The organism is Sulfitobacter sp. R86518 (assembly GCF_042466275.1).
GTDB classification, from domain to species: Bacteria; Pseudomonadota; Alphaproteobacteria; order Rhodobacterales; family Rhodobacteraceae; genus Sulfitobacter; species Sulfitobacter pontiacus.
In genome coordinates, this window is the sequence record NZ_JAXHCA010000005.1 from 2,233,696 (window position 1) to 2,252,411 (window position 18,716).

Annotated in this window: 21 protein-coding genes; 13 read left to right on the plus strand and 8 right to left on the minus strand. The window is 61.3% G+C overall.

Annotation, left to right across the window (positions count from 1 at the left end; genetic code table 11):
• The first annotated feature begins 77 nt into the window (after positions 1-77).
• Positions 78-434 (plus strand): hypothetical protein, encoded by a 357-nt coding sequence (locus tag SJY36_RS11900; RefSeq protein ID WP_005849451.1) that lies wholly within the window; start codon positions 78-80, stop codon positions 432-434.
• Positions 435-532: 98 nt separating this feature from the next.
• On the opposite strand, the gene SJY36_RS11905 is transcribed toward SJY36_RS11900, so the two are convergent.
• A complete protein-coding gene (locus SJY36_RS11905) occupies positions 533-2,089 on the minus strand; it encodes a bifunctional metallophosphatase/5'-nucleotidase (RefSeq protein ID WP_386175390.1) in 1,557 nt (518 codons plus the stop codon).
• Between the two features lie 169 nt (positions 2,090-2,258).
• Here SJY36_RS11905 and SJY36_RS11910 point away from each other — a divergent pair, with 169 nt between their 5' ends.
• Genes SJY36_RS11910 through SJY36_RS11920 form a run of 3 tightly spaced genes read left to right on the plus strand, consistent with a single transcriptional unit; the run spans position 2,259 to position 4,077 of the window.
• Positions 2,259-2,606, plus strand: coding sequence for a DUF952 domain-containing protein (locus tag SJY36_RS11910; RefSeq protein ID WP_386175392.1), 348 nt, complete (start codon positions 2,259-2,261; stop codon positions 2,604-2,606).
• On the plus strand, positions 2,606-3,037 hold the full coding sequence (locus tag SJY36_RS11915; RefSeq protein WP_005849454.1) for a DUF1330 domain-containing protein: 432 nt from the start codon (positions 2,606-2,608) through the stop codon (positions 3,035-3,037). Before SJY36_RS11910 ends, SJY36_RS11915 begins: the two co-directional genes overlap by 1 nt.
• On the plus strand, positions 3,034-4,077 hold the full coding sequence (locus SJY36_RS11920; protein WP_386175395.1) for a quinone-dependent dihydroorotate dehydrogenase: 1,044 nt from the start codon (positions 3,034-3,036) through the stop codon (positions 4,075-4,077). Before SJY36_RS11915 ends, SJY36_RS11920 begins: the two co-directional genes overlap by 4 nt.
• A gap of 67 nt (positions 4,078-4,144) precedes the next feature.
• Here the strand turns inward: SJY36_RS11920 and SJY36_RS11925 are convergent, their stop codons facing one another.
• Genes SJY36_RS11925 through SJY36_RS11935 form a run of 3 tightly spaced genes read right to left on the minus strand, consistent with a single transcriptional unit; the run spans position 4,145 to position 6,433 of the window.
• The gene (locus tag SJY36_RS11925; protein WP_386175397.1) at positions 4,145-5,509 is read right to left on the minus strand and encodes an MATE family efflux transporter; all 1,365 of its coding nucleotides are present in this window, start codon (positions 5,507-5,509) and stop codon (positions 4,145-4,147) included.
• Positions 5,502-6,014 carry a PaaI family thioesterase gene (locus SJY36_RS11930; RefSeq protein ID WP_009825150.1) on the minus strand — a complete coding sequence of 171 codons (513 nt, stop codon included), beginning with the start codon at positions 6,012-6,014 and terminating at the stop codon, positions 5,502-5,504. The genes SJY36_RS11925 and SJY36_RS11930 overlap by 8 nt, the downstream gene beginning before the upstream one ends.
• A complete protein-coding gene (locus tag SJY36_RS11935; RefSeq protein WP_005849458.1) occupies positions 6,011-6,433 on the minus strand; it encodes a PaaI family thioesterase in 423 nt (140 codons plus the stop codon). The genes SJY36_RS11930 and SJY36_RS11935 overlap by 4 nt, the downstream gene beginning before the upstream one ends.
• Before the next feature lie 114 nt (positions 6,434-6,547).
• Here SJY36_RS11935 and SJY36_RS11940 point away from each other — a divergent pair, with 114 nt between their 5' ends.
• On the plus strand, positions 6,548-6,925 hold the full coding sequence (locus tag SJY36_RS11940; RefSeq protein ID WP_005849459.1) for a MerR family DNA-binding transcriptional regulator: 378 nt from the start codon (positions 6,548-6,550) through the stop codon (positions 6,923-6,925).
• A 119-nt stretch (positions 6,926-7,044) separates the two neighbouring features.
• On the opposite strand, the gene SJY36_RS11945 is transcribed toward SJY36_RS11940, so the two are convergent.
• Both SJY36_RS11945 and SJY36_RS11950 read right to left on the minus strand, forming a co-directional pair.
• Entirely contained in the window at positions 7,045-7,290 is a 246-nt protein-coding gene (locus tag SJY36_RS11945; protein ID WP_005849460.1) for a hypothetical protein, read from the minus strand.
• Positions 7,291-7,388: 98 nt separating this feature from the next.
• A complete protein-coding gene (locus SJY36_RS11950) occupies positions 7,389-8,135 on the minus strand; it encodes a LuxR family transcriptional regulator (RefSeq protein ID WP_289080750.1) in 747 nt (248 codons plus the stop codon).
• Between the two features lie 232 nt (positions 8,136-8,367).
• Between SJY36_RS11950 and SJY36_RS11955 the strand changes: the two genes are divergently transcribed.
• From SJY36_RS11955 to SJY36_RS11985, 7 genes are all read left to right on the plus strand, one after another.
• On the plus strand, positions 8,368-8,769 hold the full coding sequence (locus SJY36_RS11955; protein ID WP_037944722.1) for a MerR family DNA-binding transcriptional regulator: 402 nt from the start codon (positions 8,368-8,370) through the stop codon (positions 8,767-8,769).
• Between the two features lie 88 nt (positions 8,770-8,857).
• Entirely contained in the window at positions 8,858-10,639 is a 1,782-nt protein-coding gene (locus tag SJY36_RS11960; protein ID WP_278425555.1) for an acyl-CoA dehydrogenase C-terminal domain-containing protein, read from the plus strand.
• A gap of 54 nt (positions 10,640-10,693) precedes the next feature.
• On the plus strand, positions 10,694-10,906 hold the full coding sequence (locus tag SJY36_RS11965; RefSeq protein ID WP_005849464.1) for a hypothetical protein: 213 nt from the start codon (positions 10,694-10,696) through the stop codon (positions 10,904-10,906).
• Positions 10,907-11,207: 301 nt separating this feature from the next.
• On the plus strand, positions 11,208-11,846 hold the full coding sequence (locus tag SJY36_RS11970; protein WP_074634677.1) for a glutathione S-transferase family protein: 639 nt from the start codon (positions 11,208-11,210) through the stop codon (positions 11,844-11,846).
• 18 nt (positions 11,847-11,864) lie between these two features.
• On the plus strand, positions 11,865-13,076 hold the full coding sequence (locus tag SJY36_RS11975) for an acetyl-CoA C-acetyltransferase (RefSeq protein ID WP_005849466.1): 1,212 nt from the start codon (positions 11,865-11,867) through the stop codon (positions 13,074-13,076).
• Complete coding sequence (locus tag SJY36_RS11980) at positions 13,076-13,375, plus strand: acetyl-CoA acetyltransferase (RefSeq protein WP_005849467.1); 300 nt, start codon at positions 13,076-13,078, stop codon at positions 13,373-13,375. Before SJY36_RS11975 ends, SJY36_RS11980 begins: the two co-directional genes overlap by 1 nt.
• Before the next feature lie 27 nt (positions 13,376-13,402).
• On the plus strand, positions 13,403-15,604 hold the full coding sequence (locus tag SJY36_RS11985; protein ID WP_005849468.1) for a 3-hydroxyacyl-CoA dehydrogenase NAD-binding domain-containing protein: 2,202 nt from the start codon (positions 13,403-13,405) through the stop codon (positions 15,602-15,604).
• Positions 15,605-15,690: 86 nt separating this feature from the next.
• On the opposite strand, the gene SJY36_RS11990 is transcribed toward SJY36_RS11985, so the two are convergent.
• Complete coding sequence (locus SJY36_RS11990) at positions 15,691-16,341, minus strand: sulfotransferase family 2 domain-containing protein (RefSeq protein ID WP_386175403.1); 651 nt, start codon at positions 16,339-16,341, stop codon at positions 15,691-15,693.
• Positions 16,342-16,481: 140 nt separating this feature from the next.
• Here SJY36_RS11990 and SJY36_RS11995 point away from each other — a divergent pair, with 140 nt between their 5' ends.
• A complete protein-coding gene (locus SJY36_RS11995; protein ID WP_386175406.1) occupies positions 16,482-18,107 on the plus strand; it encodes an AMP-binding protein in 1,626 nt (541 codons plus the stop codon).
• Between the two features lie 6 nt (positions 18,108-18,113).
• Here SJY36_RS11995 and SJY36_RS12000 read toward each other — a convergent pair whose 3' ends face one another.
• Complete coding sequence (locus tag SJY36_RS12000) at positions 18,114-18,638, minus strand: GNAT family N-acetyltransferase (RefSeq protein ID WP_037966173.1); 525 nt, start codon at positions 18,636-18,638, stop codon at positions 18,114-18,116.
• Positions 18,639-18,716 lie beyond the last annotated feature (78 nt).

Here is an 18,716-nt window from a genome sequence, read left to right on the forward strand (position 1 = left end):
CTATTTCCGCCGCAATCCTGCATTAGCACACCCTTCATCAGTTTTAGGGGGGGGCCCCTTTGAAAGGGAGCATGGATATGCCAATTTCACTTACCAAACTCATTTCTGCGGGCGCGACAGCGGTCACACTTGCGGCTGCCACCGCAGCGACCGCGCAAACCCACGACGTCGTGATCTTTGACGACGCCTTCTTTCCTGCCGTGATCTATGTCGATGCCGGGGACGAGCTGCGTTTTGTCAACAACGCCAGCGCCGCGCGCAACGTCAGCGCGGGTGACGGGTCGTGGTCATCCGGCACGCTGGAAACCGGCAGCAGCTTTAGCCAAACGGTAGAGGCAAACAGCCAAGTGACCTTTATCGGCACATCGCTTGGGGAAAACCCCAAAAGCTACTCCGGCGAGATCAGCTTTGATCCCGCACCGCTGAGCGAGTGATCGGGTCCATCCCTGCGCTTGTCGCAGGTGCTTGAAATAAAAACGGCGCGCCCCTGTTTCCAGCGGCGCGCCGTTTCGCGTTGATATGGCGACTTGGCTTATTTCACTGTGATGCGGCCATCGGTATAGGGTGTGTAGGCCCCGTTGGCGGCGATGAATTCAGCCGTCACATCCGCCAGATCGGGACCGTAGTCATAGGCATTCTGCGCAGAGGTAAACGGCGCATAGCCGTCGCCGCCATTGCGCACATAGTTGTTGGACACGACGCCATAGGTCTTTTCGGGATCAAGCGGCATGCCGGATACGGTGACATCGCTGATGCGGCTGCCCGGCTCGGCGCTGGTGTCCACGGTAAAGGTCATGCCCGCCACTTGCGGGAAACGACCTGCGACCTCTTCGATCTGGCTCACGCCATTTTCCAGCGCCTCTACCAGTGCCGCACCGGTGACCTGAAAGGTCGACAGGGTGTTCTGGAACGGCAGCACCGCCAGCACTTCGCCCATGGTCACCTCTCCGGCGTCGATGGAAGAGCGTAAGCCGCCGCTGTTCTGGATCGCGACCTCGATCCCCTGATCCGCCACACGGGCCAGCATCGCATCGGCGACGAGGTTGCCCATCTGACATTCCTGCACGCGGCAGACCGACCGGTCGCCCTCGATCGGCTCGGTGGTTTCGGCGACGACCTTGCTGCGCAGTTCTTCCAACGGTTGGGCCAGCTCACCGATACGGGCGACGGTGGTCTCGTCCTCTGCGACGCCTGCGTCGATCAGGATCGGATCGCCCGAGGCTTCCTTGATCTTACCTTCGTCATCGAAGGTCACGTTCAGCTCGCCCAGATATTTACCGTAGGCATAGGCCTGCACGATCGCCGTATCCTTGACCATCGTCGGATAGGCCCCTTCGGCTTTTTCATCGGTATTGGACAGCAGCGTATTGGTGTGCCCGCCGACGATCACATCAACACCTGTGGTATTCTCGGCGACCATCTGGTCGACCCCATAGCCCGAGTGGCTGAGCACGATGATCTTGTTGATACCCTGCGCGGTCAGCAGATCGACCTCGCCCTGCACGGCAGCCACGGAATTGGTGAAGACGACGTTGTCTCCGGGGCTCGACAGTTCGTGGGTGTCTTCGGTGGTCAGTCCGATCAGGCCGATCTTTTCACCGCCACGCTCGATCACGGCAGATTTCGCCAGCTTGTCCGCCAGCAGCGGTTCGGCAGAGACATCGGCATTCGACATCAGGATGGGAAAGTCGATCGCTTCCATGAAACCGGCAAGCACTTCGGGGCCATCGTCGAATTCGTGGTTCCCCACGGTCATGCCGTCATAGCCCAGCATGTTCATCATCTCGGCTGCCATCTTGCCCTTGTAGTGGGTGTAGAACAGCGAGCCCTGAAACTGGTCCCCGCCGTCGACCAGCACATAGTTGTTGGTGCGCGCCTTGGCGTCCTTGATCGCGTTGACCAGCCGCGCGGTGCCCCCGAAACATTCACCGGCGGTATTGTCCTCGGCGGAGCAAGGGCCATCGTATTTGCTGATCGGTTCAAACCGCGCGTGGAAATCATTGGTGTGCAGGATGGTCAGACTATAATCCGCCGCTGCCATGCCCGAGGTCAGCGCAAGCGCTGCCGTGGCTGTCAGGAATTGTTTCATGATGGGTCCCCCCTTTGGGTTGAATTATGCACCTATGGTGACCCCCAGTTTGCTCCCTTGTCAAAGACCATCTGAGCGCAAACCCGCCCTTCCCCAAGGTCACCGCCCTACGCTGCCGCAAAGCGCACAGCCCTTGACCGTTTGCACCGACCAAGGCATCACAGCGGCTATGTTGATTTACAAAATTTTCCGCTCCGATGAATGGCAGGCTCTGCGCCGCGACGGCTCTACCACGGGCGCGCCGGTTGATGTCGCCGATGGCTATGTGCATTTCTCGACCTCTGAACAAGCGGCTGAAACCGCTGCGAAATACTTTGCCGGTGAGGCAGACCTGTTTCTTCTGGCCGTAGAGACCGACCGCCTTGGTGATGCGCTGAAATGGGAGGTGTCGCGCGGCGGCGCCGAGTTCCCGCATCTGTACCGCATGCTCATGCTAGAGGATGTGGTTTGGGCCCAGCCCCTGCCCTTGCTGAACGGGGCGCATGATTTTCCCGCTGGCTTTAAGGAAGCTCAATGATGACAGGATATATCGACCCGGATCGCGCACAGTTCGACGCCTTCAAGGGGCTGGACCGCGACACGCCGCTGAATATGGTGAACCTTGTCAAACTGCGCGACAAGGCCGCCTACCCAGACGATCACGCGCTGGCCGCCAAGGCGCTGACAGGGGCGCAAGCCTATAAGAACTACGGTGCCGAAAGCGGTCCGGTGCTGGCGGATGTCGGCGGATCGATCCTGTGGCGCGGCCAGTTCGAGGTGACGCTGATCGGCCCCTCGGACGAGGATTGGGATGTGATGTTCATCGCGCAATACCCCAACGCCCACGCATTTTTGCAGATGATCTCGGACCCGCGGTACAAACAGGCGGTGGTTCACCGTCAGGCCGCGGTTGTGACATCGCGCCTGATCCGCAGCGCACCGCTGCCTCTGACGGATGAATTTGCATGAAGCGCATGGCCGAGCAGCTGGGGCTGCGCGCCCTGCATCAGGTTGACCCCGAAACGGCCCATGGTCTGGCGATCACCGCGCTGCGGCTTGGCTTGGCCCCGACACCCGGTCCGGTCACATCGAAACGGCTGAAAACCTCGCTTGCCGGGATGAGCCTGCCCAACCCTGTCGGCCTTGCCGCGGGGTTTGACAAGAACGCCACCGCCGTCGCGCCGCTGTCCAACGCGGGTTTCGGCTTTATCGAGGTCGGGGCCGCAACGCCCCTGCCCCAACCCGGCAACGACAAACCCCGACTGTTCCGCCTGCCCGAGGACCGCGCGGCGATCAACCGCTTTGGCTTTAACAACGAAGGCATGCAGGCGATCTGCACACGCTTGGCGCGCCGCGGCGCGGGCGTGCCCGTGGGGCTCAACCTTGGGGCCAACAAGACCAGCACCGACCGCGCCGCCGATTTCGCCCGCGTGATGGCGCTTGCCCGCGATCACGTGGATTTCGCCACGGTCAATGTATCCTCGCCCAATACCGAAAAGCTGCGCGACCTGCAGGGCAAGGCCGCCCTCGCAGCACTTCTGGCTGGCGTGATGGAGGTGCGCGGCGATACGCCCGTGTTCCTGAAAATCGCCCCCGACCTCACCGAGGCGGAGATCGCCGATGTGGCAGAGGTCGCCAATGACGCAGATGTGGCCGCGATCATTGCCACGAATACAACGCTGGACCGCACCGGCCTGAAGAACGCGCAGCGTGACCAGATGGGCGGGCTGTCGGGCGCGCCCCTGTTCGAAAAATCCACGCGCGTGTTGGCGCGCCTGTCGACGCTTACCGATATTCCGCTGGTGGGCGTCGGGGGCATCGGCTCGGCCGAGGATGCCTATGCCAAGATTTGCGCAGGCGCTTCGGCGGTGCAGCTTTATACGGCGCTCGTCTATGGCGGGCTGTCACTGGTGACGGATATCGCCAAGGGGCTCGACAAACTGCTGAAGCAGGACGGGTTCGATACCGTGGCCGATGCCGTGGGCAGCAACCGCAGCGCTTGGCTTTGACAGGACGCACAGGCGCAGATCGGGGCGCGATCCGCGCGACTTCACCCCGACCTTGCGCGGGCGGGGCCTATCCCGCGGCACGCTCCAACGCGGGGTAGCGCAGCGCCAGCGTGACCCCACGCGCGACAAAGGACACCAATAGCGAAATCCACAGCCCGTGGTTGCCCAGCCACGGCACCAGCAGCGCCGCACTTGCACAGTAGATCACAAACGACACCGCCATCATGTTGCGCATGTCCCGCGACCGCGTGGCCCCGATAAAGATCCCGTCCAGCATCCATGACGCCCACCCCAGCAGCGGGGCCGCGACCATATAGGGCAAGAACACCCGCGCCTCTTCGCGCACAAGCGGGGCCGTGGTCATGAGGTCGATGATCATACCCCCGCCCCATGCGAAGCCCACGGTCATCAAGGCACAGGCCAGCAGACCCCAACCGCTGGTCAGCACCGCGCCGCGCCGCAGGACATCACGCTGCTTGCCGCCCATGGCCCGCCCGACCAACGCCTCGGCCGCAAAGGCGAAACCGTCAAGCGCAAAGGCCGTGATCATCAGGAATTGCAAGAGCACCTGGTTGGCGGCGAGTTTCACGTCCCCCAACCCCGATCCCAGAAACAGGAACGAGACGAACACCGCCTGCAACAGAAGCGACCGCACAAGGATGTCGCCGTTGACCTTCATCATGTTAATCCAGCGCGGCCCGTCGAACACCTGCGCCCAGTCCCGCCATGCGGGCACTCCGAAAGCCGCACGGCAGAACCACAGCCCAAGTGCCGCACCCGACCATTCCGCCAGAAAGGTCGCGATGGCGACGCCCTGGATACCCCAGCCGAGCCCCAGCACGAACCACAGATCCAGCGCGATATTCAGCCCGTTCATCCACAGTTGCACCACCAGCACGGCACGGGTGCGTTCCTGCGCGATCAGCCAGCCGGTGATTGCGTATATCGCAATCGCCGCCGGGGCGGACCAGACGCGGATCCCCATATAGGACCGGGCGAGGTTTTCGACCTCTGCGCTGGCCGGAGAAACCTGAAACGCCGCCCAGAACAGCGGTATCTGCAGCATCACCAGCGCAAGGCCCGCTAGCCCGCCGATCAGCAGCCCGCGTGTCAGCAGTGCCGCGACCTTTGCCGCGTCGTTGTTGCCTGCCGCCTGCGCGGTCAGCCCGACGGTGCCCATCCGCAGAAAGCCGAATACCCAGTAGAGCGATGACAGGATGATCGCGCCGATGCCCACGGCTCCGATGGGGGCCGCCAGCCCGATCTGCCCGACGACGCCGGTATCCACCGCGCCCAAGATGGGCACGGTGGCGTTGGAGATAACAATCGGGATGGCGATGTTCAGCACGCGGCGGTGGGTCACCACGTCTTTCGCGGATAGTTTGCCTTGGGCGACGGCGCTGACTTCGCCCTTGGGGATCGCGTCAGTCACGGCGTTGGGGCATCAGGAAATGGCCCGTTGCCTGCGCGAAAAGCTTGCTGCGGTTGTCCTGCCATGCCTCGACATGCACCGAGGCATAGCGCCGCCCCGACCGGTTGATCCGCGCGCGCGCATAGGCATCGCGCGGCAGGCCCGAGCGCAGGTAATCGACGGTAAAGTCGATGGTCTTGGGCAGTCGTGGCAAATGCGTCGCATCCATCTTGTCGACGGCCAGCGCACCGGATTCAAGATCCTCCCACAGGTATTCCCAGCTCAGCGTGATGATCGACGTGACCTCAAGGAACGAGGCCGTGGCCCCACCGTGCAGCGCCTGCAACAGCGGGTTGCCGATCAGCTTGTCGGAAAACGGCAGAACGCCGGTCAGCTCGTCGCCGCGGCGGTCGAACTCGATCCCCAGAAAGCTGATGTAGGGCACCCCGTCCACCAGCGCACGCAGCGCCGCATCGCGACGCTTTTTAACGACCTGTACCGCCTCGGGTTTGCTCCGTGTGCTCATCGTTTGCCCTCCACCGTGAAACTGCCGGTGGCGGTGGCGACCGGGCTGCCGTCTTCTTCGTCCTGTGCCGTGGCGCGCACAAAGGCGACATTCCGCGTCACGTGATAACATTCCGCCCGCGCCGTGATCCGTTGACCGGGCACAGCCGCGCGCAGATATTCGATGCGCAAATCAATCGTCGCCGTCCCACCGGGATTGCTGGGGTGGCTCATCACCGCGGCCCCGCAGCAGGTATCCATCAACGCCGACACGGCCCCGCCATGCAAGACACCGGTGCGCGGATCGCCGATCAGCCGCTCATCATAGGGCATGTCGATCACGGCAACGCCGCCATCCAGCTCTTGCAGCTCCATCCCTAGGGCACCGCTGTAAGGCAGCGCCGCGATGAACTGCTTGGCGATGCGAAGTTTGTCTGACATTTTTTACTTCCTTGGCGTTATTCTCCCCATATCAACCGAGCGACCAAGCAAGAGCAACCCCAGTGTTGCGCTTGGAAAGTGAACCGCATAGTTTCCGAACTTGAGGAGACCAAGATGACAGACAAACGCCTGAACTTTAAAGAAATGTGTGCGGAGTTTGACGTCACGCCGCGCACGCTGCGCTATTACGAGTACATAGAATTGCTCCACCCCGAGCGCGAAGGCCGGTCCCGCAGCTATGGCGCGCGGGAAATCGCCCGCATGAAGCTGATCATGCGGGGACGCAAGTTCGGGTATTCGCTGGAAGGCATCCGCCAGTGGCTGCTGATCTATGAAAACGAAGGCACCGAAGCGCAAATGCGGGCGTGGGTCGTGAGCGCGGACCGCCAGTTGGGAGAGCTGGCAGAACAGCGCAAGCAGTTGGACGAAGCCATCGAAGAGCTGCAGAAATCTCGCGACGATACAGAGGCCGCATTGGCCAAGCGCGACTGATATTTGGGTAGCGCCTTGGGTTTACGGGGCGCTACCACATCTGACAGCCGCTGGCCGGATGACGCCGTCGTTGGCAGCATCGAGCGGTGGTATGAGAAACCGATGGGATGCGGGCTGGCTTACGCCTGCCGCGCGGCCATCCGACCCATCACATCGGAAAGACGGGTAAGATCTGCGGCTGTCACAATCAGCTCCGACAGTGAATCAGCGTCGAGACAGGCAGCAAATTCATACGCCACGTCTTCAACAAGCTTGGCCGCATCCTTGAGCCCCCGCGATGCGGAAGACGCGGAAATCACCGGCCCCTGCGCAAGATCATAGGTATTCGGTGTTGTTGAGGGTTTCGGGGGTTTGTTCTGCGCCACGGCCTGTCCACTTACGGTTGAGAATTCGCCACGACTATGCGTCCGACAGGTGATGCGCACGTCCCGTAAGTGCGCGACATCCGGTCACGCTCCCTGCATTACGACAGGTTATCCAGCGACGGGTCGATCAGGCCAAAGGCCAGGCCCCGCACCGCCGCGCGAGTCCGGTCGGTCACATCCAGTTTGCCAAACAGACGCCGCATGATCGTATCGACCGTGTGCCGCGACACCCCCATGATCTGCGCGATCGAGGTGTTGCTCTTGCCGCGCGCGATCCAACGCAGCAATTCCAGCTCGCGCGGGGACAAGCGCCGATTGGGTGCAGCAGGGCCTGCCACAAGCGCGCAGAACCGCATATGGGCAAACTGGCTGGCGACGTGCAGGTCCAGAACCTCTGCATCGCTCGGGCGCGGCCTGTCGTGGTGGAAGCCGATACTGACCAAAGCATTGCGCGCCTGTGGCCCAAAGACCTGACAGACCAGACCATCGGCAAAGCCGAATTCTCTCGCTCTGTTCAGATAGGCTTTCTGCTTTTCGGTCAAGGTGGTCAGCTGCGGCAGGTCACGCCAGAAAAACGGGGTGATCTGTGAGGCCGCGAAGGGGGGGAAGGGATCGTCCAGATACAGGTGCTCTTCGGTATACATCCGGTGAAACTCTGCCGGGATACCGATCGCGACAGCGCCAAAGCTGGAGTCCCCAAGCGATTGCACATCAATACTGTGATAGGTGACCGTGCGAAAATCCTGCGCTTTGGCAAAGCGTTGCACCAGCAGCCATAGCGCCGAAACGCTGCTGACCTCGCGCAGACACTCTGTGAATAATCGCGGATCCATATCCTCGGGCATATCACCTCCCCCCGGCCGATAAAACTTGCTCCCCCACACCACTTAGTCGGCACGAGATACCTATCAATGACCGCCCGGGGAAAATCCCTGAGGGGTTACGCAGATTTACTCAACGTAAAGCAAATGTTTGACGTAGCGTCCAAGTTACGTAAGCTTGTTTCTGGGTTATACCGCTCCCAGTTTAGGTGAAGTTGACCGTTCTACAGCAGTGATAGAATAGCGAGTAACTGATATGTCCAACACTACGATGACCATCCGCGAGATGTGCACCGCCTTCGATGTGACCCCGCGCACCCTGCGGTTTTACGAAGCGAAAGAACTGCTTTTCCCCGAACGTCAGGGACAAAAGCGCCTGTTTACCAAACGGGACCGTGCGCGGCTGAAACTGATCCTGCGTGGCAAGCGCTTTGGCTTCAGCCTCGAAGAAATCCGCCAGTTGCTGGACCTGTACCACATGGGCGACCAGCAACAGACCCAATTGGCGCGCACCTATGACATCGCGCGCGAACGTCTGGCCGACCTCGAAGCACAACGCGAGGATCTGAACAACGCCATCGACGACCTGCAAAACCAGTTAAAATGGGGTGAGAAAATGATCGCCTCCATCAACAGCGCCCGCAACGCGGCAGAATAGGCCCGCAGTCCGGCGCACCCGAACACCTGATACACCGACCTAGATATACTGACCAAACGACGGCCAGATGGCCAAGGGAGAACACCACATGCCGAGCTACACCGCCCCGATCAAGGATATGCAATTCGTCCTGCACGATGTGCTGAACGTCACCGCGTCGTCCACCCCCGGTTACGACGAGCTTGAGGCGGATTTCACCTCTGCCATTCTGGAAGAAGCAGGCAAGCTGACCTCCGAAGTCCTCGCTCCGCTGAACGCGGTAGGTGATCAGGAAGGCTGCCGTCTGGAGAACGGCGTCGTCTACACCCCCAAAGGGTTCAAGGACGCCTTTGCGAAGGTCAAGGAAGGCGGCTGGACCGGTCTGGACATGCCAGAGCAATACGGCGGCCAGAACATGCCCTATATCCTCGGCACCGCCGTGGGCGAGATGTTCTCGGCGTCCAACCAGGCGTTCACCATGTATCAGGGCCTGACCCACGGTGCGGCCTCGGCGATCCTCGCGCACGGCTCTGACGCCCAAAAGGATACATATCTGCCCAACATGGTGTCCTGCGAATGGACCGGCACCATGAACCTGACAGAGCCCCACTGCGGCACCGATCTGGGCCTGATGCGCACCAAGGCAGCGCCACAGGAAGACGGCAGCTATAAGATCACCGGCCAGAAGATCTTTATCTCGTCCGGTGAACACGACATGGCCGATAACATCATCCATCTGGTGCTGGCCAAGATCGAAGGCGGCCCCGAAGGCATCAAGGGCGTATCGCTGTTCATCGTGCCCAAGTTCATGGTCGAGGAAGACGGCTCGCTTGGCGAACGCAACGCGGTGTCCGTCGGCTCCATCGAAGAGAAAATGGGCATCCACGGCAACTCTACCTGTGTGATGAACTATGACGGCGCGGTCGGCTACCTGCTGGGGGACGAACACAAAGGCATGCGCGCGATGTTCACCATGATGAACGAAGCCCGCGTGGGCGTCGGCATGCAGGGTCTGGCGCAGGCCGATGTGGCCTATCAGAACGCGCTGGCCTACGCCAAGGACCGCCTGCAAGGCCGTGCCGTCACCGGAACAGAGCACCCCGACAAGCCTGCCGATCCGTTGATCGTCCACCCCGATATCCGTCGCAGCCTGATGGAGCAGAAATCCTTTGTCGAAGGGGCCCGGGCGTTCATCCTCTGGGGGGCCAGCCTGATCGACGCGGCACACCGCGCGGATGACAAGGATGCCGACGGGCTTGTCTCGCTGATGACCCCCGTCATCAAAGGCTTCCTGACCGACATCGGCTATGACATGACGGTCAAGGCGCAGCAGGTCTATGGCGGCCACGGCTATATCGAGGAATGGGGCATGTCCCAGTTCACCCGGGACGCCCGTATCGCCATGATCTACGAAGGGGCCAATGGCGTTCAGGCGCTGGACCTCGTGGGCCGCAAGCTGGCTCAGGACGGTGGCAAACACGTCATGGCCTTCTTTGATATGGTCAAGACCTTCATCAAGGAAAACGCAGGCCAGGACGCCGAGTTCGACGCTAGCTTTATGGAGCCGCTGAAGGCTGCCAGCAAAGACCTGCAATCGGCGGGCATGTACTTCATGCAGAACGGCATGAAGAACCCCAACAACGCGCTCTCGGGGTCGAATGATTTCATGCATATGTTCGGGCATGTCTGTCTGGGCCTGATGTGGGCGAAAATGGGTCTGGCCGCGAAGAAAGCGCTGAAAGATGGCACCGGCGACGCGTCCTTCTACGAGACCAAGCTGGCAACCGGCCGTTTCTACATGGCCCGCCAGCTGCCCGCGACTTCGCTGCACCTCAAGCGGATCGAAACCGGCGCGGATACTGTGATGGCGCTGGACGCGGCAAACTTCTAGGTTGCACCGGGGTGGGGACATCCCCCACCCCGATGCTGACTGAAAGGACGCCCGATGCCCAAACGTTTCCGCCTGACCCGCCGCTTCCCTGTCGCCATGACCGAAGACGGCTACCGCCGCCTGAAGAAATTCGCGGCAGAGGCCGGATTGGATGAAGGCGAAGCGCTGTCGTTTCTCTTCGAGAACTTCAACAGCGTGATCGACGAAGAGAACCTGACCGCGCGACTGCGGCTGTTCAACGCGGAACTGGACGGACGAAAGAGGTAGCACACCACCACACCCCGAACGCCCTGCCGAACCCGACCCTTCGGGGAGAGTTTAAGGGGCAAAATGAAGCGCAAACACCCTGCCCTGATCCTGCGACCCGCACGACCAAAGCAGGGCTTCACTTTGCACGCGGCTCAGCTCTCCAGCCTGCCGCGCGGGGGTTGAATACGACAGGATGATTAGTAACTGATTAACGCAAACCCGCGCATCTTCATTTTGCCGGATAAACTCCACGGGGGTGTGGGGGTGTGAAACCCCCACGGGACGACGATCGACACACAGGACTTGAGGGAGGGTTCAGATGACCATCAAACTGCATTGCTTCGGCGAAAGCGGAAACGCCTATAAGGCGGCGCTTGCGCTGCAGCTGTCGGGGCTCGACTGGGAGCCGGTGAAAGTTGATTTCTTCGGCGGCGAAACCCGCACGCAGGATTACCGCACGACGATCAACAACATGGGCGAAGCGCCGGTGATGATTGATGGCGATATCCGTCTGACCCAATCCGGCGTGATCCAGGATTATGTCTCGGAGCAATCCGGCAAATTCGGCGGGGGCAATCCCGAAGAGCGCCGCGAGATCCTGCGGTGGGTGCTGTGGGACAACCACAAGCTTAGCTCGAACGCCGGTATGACGCGTTTTTTGATGAACTTCCTGCCCGAAGACAAGCAACCCAAAGAAGTCATCGGCTTTATGCAGGGGCGTTTGTCTGCTGCCTATGCCGTGCTGAACGACCATCTGAACGGCCGCGACTGGATTGTCGGCGACGGGATCACCAACGCCGATCTGAGCTGCTGCGGCTATCTGTATTACCCCGAGCCTTTCGGCTTTGTCCGCAAGGACTGGCCCCATATCGACGCGTGGCTCACGCGTCTGAGCGACACACCGGGCTGGAAAGCCCCCTACGACCTGATGCCCGGCAGCCCTGCTGACCGCGCCTGACCCAAAGGGAGACACCACATGACCGAAGCATATATCTACGACGCCCTGCGCACCCCGCGTGGTAAGGGCCGCAAAGACGGCGCCCTGCACGAACTGACTTCGTTGCGCCTGTCCGCGCTGACCCTCAATGCGATGAAAGAGCGCAACAACCTTGAAGGCCACGCCGTCGAGGACGTGATCTGGGGGAACGTGACCCAGGTGATGGAACAGGGCGGCTGTCTGGCGCGCTCTGCCGTGCTGGCATCCGATCTGGATGAACGCATCCCCGGCCTTGCCATCAACCGTTTCTGCGCCTCTGGCATGGAAGCTGTGAACCTTGCCGCCAACCAGGTGCGCGGCGGCGCAGGCATGGGCTATATCGCCGGTGGCGTTGAAATGATGGGCCGCGTGGCCATGGGCAGCGACGGCGCGGCGATTGCCGTTGATCCTTCGCTCGCGATGGAGCGGTATTTCGTGCCGCAGGGCATCTCGGCTGACATCATCGCGACCGAATACGGCTTTACCCGTGACGAGGCCGACAAGCTGGCGATGCAGTCGCAGCAGCGTGCCAAGAAAGCCTGGGACGAAGGACGGTTTGATAAATCCGTGATCGAGATCAAGGACCAGAACGGCCTGTCGATCCTCAGCCATGACGAATACATGCGCCCCCAGACCGACATGCAGTCGCTCGGGTCGCTGAACCCTGCGTTCCAGCAGATGGGCGAGGTCATGCCGGGCTTTGATAAGGTCGCGCTGATGAAATATCCGCACCTCGAGAAGATCAACCACATCCACCACGCGGGGAACTCCTCGGGCATCGTGGACGGTGCGGCGGCTGTCCTTATCGGGAACAAGGAATTCGGCGAGAAATACGGTCTCAAGCCACGCGCGCGCATCCGTGCCACCGCCAAGATCGGAACCGACCCGACTATCATGCTGACCGGCCCTGTTCCTGTGACCGAAAAGATCCTTGCCGACAATGGCATGAACATCAACGACATCGATCTGTTCGAGGTCAACGAAGCCTTTGCCGCCGTGGTCATGCGCTTCATGCAGGCGTTCGACGTTGATGAAAGCAAGGTCAACGTGAACGGCGGGTCGATCGCCATGGGTCACCCCTTGGGAGCCACCGGCGCGATGATCATCGGCACGCTGCTGGACGAGCTTGAGCGTTCGGACAAGGAAGTCGGGATGGCCACGCTTTGTATCGCCTCCGGCATGGGCGCCGCCACCATCATCGAGCGCGTTTGATGGGCGACCAGCCGCATCCTTTCCACGCCGTGGCCGATCTGGCAGCGCGGCGTGGGCTGAGGGACCTTAAGCTCGCAGAGGAACGCGGGGGGCAATATGTGCGCCTGTATCAGGCCACGCCGCCGCTGTTCTTCAAGCATCGCAACGATCCAAGCGACAGCTATGACCGCGAGCGGTTCAAGGACTTCAAACGGATACTGCTAAGCGAGGAAGACTGCGACAAAGGCCCCGAAGCCACCATCGCCTTGATCCGCTCACTGCTTGAAAAATTCGCTGACTATACGCCTCAGCGCTCGTAACACACTCCAAATCAGGGAGAGATTTAAATGACCGATTTCACCATGAAGACAGACGCCGACGGCGTCGCCATCATCACCTGGGACGTGCCCGGAAAATCCATGAACGTCATGTCGATCGAGGGCCTGTCCGAGCTGGACAGCATCATCGACACGGTCCTGTCCGACGACGCCATCAAGGGGGCCGTGATCACCTCTGGCAAGGACGGGTCCTTTGCCGGTGGTATGGACCTGAACCTGCTCGCCAAGATGCGCGAAGACGCAGGGGACGACCCCGCACAGGGGCTGTTTGACGGCACGATGAAAATGCATGCCCTGCTGCGCAAGATCGAACGCGCGGGCATGGACGCCAAGACCAACAAGGGCGGCAAGCCGATTGCCTCTGCCCTTCCCGGCACTGCCGCCGGTATCGGGCTTGAACTGCCGCTGGCCACGCACCGCATCTTTGTCGCAGACAACCCCAAGGCGCGTATCGGCCTGCCCGAGATCATGGTCGGTATCTTCCCCGGCGCGGGCGGCACCACCCGTCTGGCGCGCAAACTCGGCGCGATGGCCGCATCGCCCTTCTTGCTGGAAGGCAAGATGGTTGCCCCTGCTGCCGCGAAATCTGCCGGTCTGATCGACGAAGTTGTCGCTGATCCGGTAGCCGCCGCGAAAGAATGGGTGCTGAATGCCAAGGATGCGGACATTCTGAAACCCTGGGACGCCAAGGGCTACAAGATGCCCGGTGGTGCCCCCTATCACCCTGCGGGCTTCATGACCTTTGTCGGGGCCAATGCGATGGTCAACGGCAAGACCCAAGGTGCCTTCCCTGCGGCCAAGGCCCTGCTGAGCGCCGTATACGAAGGCTCGCTAGTGCCGTTTGATACCGCGCTGAAGATCGAGGCGCGCTGGTTCACTAACATCCTGCTGAACCCGTCCTCCTCTGCCATGATCCGGTCGCTGTTCCTGAACAAGGAAGCGCTGGAAAAAGGCGCGGTACGTCCCGAAGGCGTTGCCGATCAGCGCGTCAAGAAACTGGGCGTTCTGGGGGCTGGCATGATGGGTGCGGGCATCACGCTTGTTTCCGTGCAAGCCGGGATCGAAGTCGTGCTGATCGACCAGACCCAAGAAGCCGCCGACAAGGGCAAAGCCTATTCCGCCAGCTTCTTTGACAAAGGCATCGCGCGCAAGAAATCCACCGAAGAAAAGAAAGCCGCAGCCCTTGATCTGATCACCGCGACCACCGATCTGGACGCGCTGAAAGGCTGTGACCTGATCATCGAAGCCGTCTTCGAAGACCCTGCCGTCAAGGCCGAGATGACCAAAAAGGTCGAAGCCGTGATCCCCGAGGATTGCATCTTTGCCTCCAACACCTCGACCCTGCCGATCACCGAGCTGGCCAAAGCCTCCAGCCGGGCGGATCAGTTCATCGGCATCCACTTCTTCTCGCCCGTCGAAAAAATGGCACTGGTAGAGATCATCAAGGGTGCCGAGACTGGCGACCGTGCGGTGGCCAAATCGCTCGACTATGTGCGCCAGATCCGCAAGACGCCGATCGTGGTCAATGACGCGCGCTTCTTCTATGCCAACCGCTGCATCATCCCCTATGCCAACGAAGGCGCGCGGATGATCACCGAAGGGGCGGCACCGCAACTGGTCGATCACGCGGCACAGCTTCTGGGTTTCCCTGTGGGGCCGGTGCAGCTGACCGATGAGACCTCGATCGATCTGGGGGCCAAGATTGCCCGCGCGACCAAGGCGGCCATGGGCAATGCCTATCCTGCCAGCCAAGCGGATGATCTGATCTTCTGGATGGAAGATCTGGGTCGTCTGGGCCGCAAGGCGAACGCGGGCTTCTTTGACTATGACGAAAAGGGCAAGCGTCAGGGCTATTGGAAGGGGATGCACGACAAGTTCCCGCTGGCCGAGGAACAGCCAGACCTGCGCGATGTGCAGGACCGTCTGATGTTCGTTCAGGTGCTCGAAGCGGTACGCGCGCTGGAAGAAGGTGTGTTGGAAGATATCCGCGAAGGCGACGTGGGCGCGATCCTTGGCTGGGGCTTTGCGCCTTGGTCCGGCGGCCCGTTCAGCTGGCTCGACATCATCGGCACGCCCTATGCCGCGGAACGTTGTGACCAGCTGGAAGCGCAGTTCGGCGAGCGGTTCAAATGCCCTGACCTGCTGCGCGAAATGGCCGAGAAGAACCAGACCTTCTATGGTCGCTTCGGGCCGGACGCCAAAGCCGCCTGAGACGGCAACGCCCGATAGAGAAAACGGAAGCGGCCAGCAGTTCTTGCTGGCCGTTTTGCTTTGCGGGGGATGTACCGCCCGCGCGCTCAGCCGTCGAAACTGTAGCCGAAACGCGCGATATCCTCGGCGCAGGTCGTGGCGATCAGGTCGCGGGTTTGGGGGGTGTAGTAGTCCCGATAGCCCGCCGCGCGGTCCGACGCATTCACATGCGGCAACGTCAGATCAAAGCCCAGATGGTCGAACAGCGGCTGCGCGTCCTGCGCGAAATGTTCGATCCGGATGAACAGGTTGCTTTGATCCTCGCCCGCCCCGTCACGCAGATATGACCCGTAGGGAGAGGCCAGAAGGCTGCCCTGCACGGTAGGCGTCTGCACGAAGGCATCAAACGCCAGCGACTTGGCAAGCCCCACGGCGGGATGATCGAACCCCTGCGCGCGCAGCCAATGGTAATAGCTGACCATCCGGTCCCACGGGTTACGCACCAGTGCAAAGGCGAACATCCGGGCAATCTCTTGGCGGGTGACCACGCCTTCGATATCGGCGAGGGTTGCGTGTTTCCAAAGCCGTCCTGCCGACGCCGCCCCTGACAGACGCTTGCGCCGCTTGACTGCCTTGGGCGTGTCGCCCAGCATCAGATCGTCCTTCATCGCCCGCGCTTCCAGCGCGAGAGCAAGGGACGTGCCTCCGGTCTTGGGGATATGCACAAAGATGTAGTTGCGCCCGCGGCTGATGATCATGACCGCCCCGCCGCATCTGTGATTGGCCGCTTTACGCTCGTGCCCATATCCTGCCTCTGCCCTGCTTTTATCATCCTTCCCAAAACGGGGGATGCTGCGCAATAGTAACCGGGACAAAGCGAATAAAGACAGGGTGCGCCATGGGCTGGATGACGAACGAAGACGGGTTGGACAAATGCGCCGCGAATTACGTGCCGCTCACGCCGCTATCGCACCTGAAACGCGCTGCCCATGTCTTTGCCGATATGACGGCGGTGATCTACGGCGCGCATCGGGTGACCTATGCGCAGTATCACGCACGCTGTTCACAGCTTGCTTCGGCTTTGGTGGCCGCGGGGGTTGAACCGGGTCAGGTTGTGGCGACGATCCTGCCCAATATCCCCGCGCAGGCAGAGGCGCATTTCGGCGTGCCCGCCTGCGGTGCCGTGCTTAACACCATCAACACACGGCTGGATGTGGATACGGTGGGCTACATCCTCGACCACGGCGAAGCGCGGGTGCTGCTGGTCGATACGCAGTTCGTCGATCTGGCAGAGGCGGCCTGTGCAACGCTCGACGGCCCGCCCCCGCTGCTGATCGAAGTCCCTGATCCCGCGGCGGGGTTTCCGGCAACGGGTCGCCACACCACATACGATGATTTCATCGCCACCGGCGACCCTGCGTTCAACTGGATCATGCCCGACGACGAATGGGAAAGCCTTGCGCTCAACTATACCTCTGGCACGACGGGGCGGCCCAAGGGCGTGGTCTATCACCATCGCGGGGCCTATCTGATGACCATGGGCACGGTGGTCAGCTGGCGTATGGTGATGCGGCCCGTGTTCATGCAGATCGTACCCCTGTTTCACTGCAACGGCTGGAACCACACGTGGATGATGCCCCTCTTGGGGGGCACACTGGTCTGCTGCCGCGACATCACTGCCGCTGCGATCTATGACGCCATCGCCGACGAAGGCGTGACCCATTTTGGCGGTGCCCCCATCGTGCTGAACATGATGGTGAACGCAACAGAAGCCGAACGCCGCGCCTTTGATCATCAGGTGGAGGTCTTCACCGCCGGTGCGCCCCCTGCCCCTGCCACCCTGTCCAAGATCGAAGCCTTGGGGTTCAACGTCACGCAGGTCTACGGGCTGACCGAGACCTACGGCCACGTCACCGAATGTCTGTGGGACCCCGCATGGGACAGCGCCCAAGGGGCCGAGCGCGCCGCGATCAAGGCCCGTCAGGGCGTCGCCATGCCGATGATGGAAGAGATCACCGTCATGGACAGCGAAATGGCCCAAGTCCCGCTGGACGCTGCCACACAGGGAGAGATCATGATCCGCGGCAATTCGGTGATGAAGGGATACTTCAAGAACCCCGCCGCCACGCGCGCGGCCTTTGCGGGCGGGTATTTCCATTCGGGCGATCTGGCGGTGCAGCATCCGAACGGACATATGCAGATCGCAGATCGCGCCAAGGACATCATCATCTCGGGCGGCGAGAACATCTCGTCCGTCGAGGTCGAAGGCGTATTGATGGGGCATCCGGATGTGAACCTCGCCGCCGTTGTCGCGCAACCAGACGAGAAATGGGGCGAAGTGCCCTGTGCTTTTGTCGAGCTGAAACCGGGCCGGAGTGGAGACGAAGCTGCCCTGATCGCCTTTGTGCGCGACACGCTTGCGGGTTTCAAAGCACCCAAACGCGTGGTGTTTCAAGAGCTGCCGAAAACCTCGACCGGGAAGATCCAGAAATTCGAACTGCGCGCACAGGCCGCCAGGCTTTAGTGCGGTCTACATCGCGCGCTGTGTGACGACCGGATCGGCGACGATCACCGCCTCTGCCTGCTCTTGCGGGCCGAGCCGTTTTTCATACCGCCAGACGTCGATCTGCAACGGCCCCTCGCCGGTTTCGACCTCGTAGGGGATCGTGCCCGCCTGCACCCAGCCGCAGGCCTCGTAGAACCGCGCGGCGCGGGTGTTGCCAACCGAACAGGCCAGCCATTTCAGCCCATGCCCTAGTTCTGCTTCGGTCGCCGCCATCATCTGCTGCGCCAGACCGCTGCCCTGAAAGGCTTCACTGACATAGAACTGGTAGATCTCGTCATGGTCCACCATGAAGAACCCGGCGATCTGCCCTTCGACCCAGACCACCTGCGTATGCTTAAGGTGCACCCGCATCCGCATCGTGAACTCTTCGAAACTGCGCAGGGCGGTCAAGGCGGGCGGCACGACATCGGCATGGGCCTGATGCCAACCACGATACCAGATCTCGACAAGTCTGGCGGCATCATCGGGATGTGCGGGCTTGATCTGCATGGGACGCTCCTTTCGAATTCTCCTATGCTGTCTTAAGTCCACCCATTGCTCAACCCGTGTCAGGTGGTAAACTATCCA

Coding starts and splice junctions, on each gene's coding strand:
- SJY36_RS11975 (WP_005849466.1), top strand. CDS start 11,865: ATGACCGAAGCATATATCTACGACGCCCTGCGCACCCCGCGTGGTAAG.
- SJY36_RS11955 (WP_037944722.1), top strand. CDS start 8,368: ATGTCCAACACTACGATGACCATCCGCGAGATGTGCACCGCCTTCGAT.
- SJY36_RS11940 (WP_005849459.1), top strand. CDS start 6,548: ATGACAGACAAACGCCTGAACTTTAAAGAAATGTGTGCGGAGTTTGAC.
- SJY36_RS11980 (WP_005849467.1), top strand. CDS start 13,076: ATGGGCGACCAGCCGCATCCTTTCCACGCCGTGGCCGATCTGGCAGCG.
- SJY36_RS11965 (WP_005849464.1), top strand. CDS start 10,694: ATGCCCAAACGTTTCCGCCTGACCCGCCGCTTCCCTGTCGCCATGACC.
- SJY36_RS11970 (WP_074634677.1), top strand. CDS start 11,208: ATGACCATCAAACTGCATTGCTTCGGCGAAAGCGGAAACGCCTATAAG.
- SJY36_RS11950 (WP_289080750.1), bottom strand. CDS start 8,135: ATGCCCGAGGATATGGATCCGCGATTATTCACAGAGTGTCTGCGCGAG.
- SJY36_RS12000 (WP_037966173.1), bottom strand. CDS start 18,638: ATGCAGATCAAGCCCGCACATCCCGATGATGCCGCCAGACTTGTCGAG.
- SJY36_RS11995 (WP_386175406.1), top strand. CDS start 16,482: ATGGGCTGGATGACGAACGAAGACGGGTTGGACAAATGCGCCGCGAAT.
- SJY36_RS11930 (WP_009825150.1), bottom strand. CDS start 6,014: ATGAGCACACGGAGCAAACCCGAGGCGGTACAGGTCGTTAAAAAGCGT.
- SJY36_RS11920 (WP_386175395.1), top strand. CDS start 3,034: ATGAAGCGCATGGCCGAGCAGCTGGGGCTGCGCGCCCTGCATCAGGTT.
- SJY36_RS11935 (WP_005849458.1), bottom strand. CDS start 6,433: ATGTCAGACAAACTTCGCATCGCCAAGCAGTTCATCGCGGCGCTGCCT.
- SJY36_RS11915 (WP_005849454.1), top strand. CDS start 2,606: ATGACAGGATATATCGACCCGGATCGCGCACAGTTCGACGCCTTCAAG.
- SJY36_RS11905 (WP_386175390.1), bottom strand. CDS start 2,089: ATGAAACAATTCCTGACAGCCACGGCAGCGCTTGCGCTGACCTCGGGC.
- SJY36_RS11985 (WP_005849468.1), top strand. CDS start 13,403: ATGACCGATTTCACCATGAAGACAGACGCCGACGGCGTCGCCATCATC.
- SJY36_RS11990 (WP_386175403.1), bottom strand. CDS start 16,341: ATGATCATCAGCCGCGGGCGCAACTACATCTTTGTGCATATCCCCAAG.
- SJY36_RS11900 (WP_005849451.1), top strand. CDS start 78: ATGCCAATTTCACTTACCAAACTCATTTCTGCGGGCGCGACAGCGGTC.
- SJY36_RS11960 (WP_278425555.1), top strand. CDS start 8,858: ATGCCGAGCTACACCGCCCCGATCAAGGATATGCAATTCGTCCTGCAC.
- SJY36_RS11910 (WP_386175392.1), top strand. CDS start 2,259: ATGTTGATTTACAAAATTTTCCGCTCCGATGAATGGCAGGCTCTGCGC.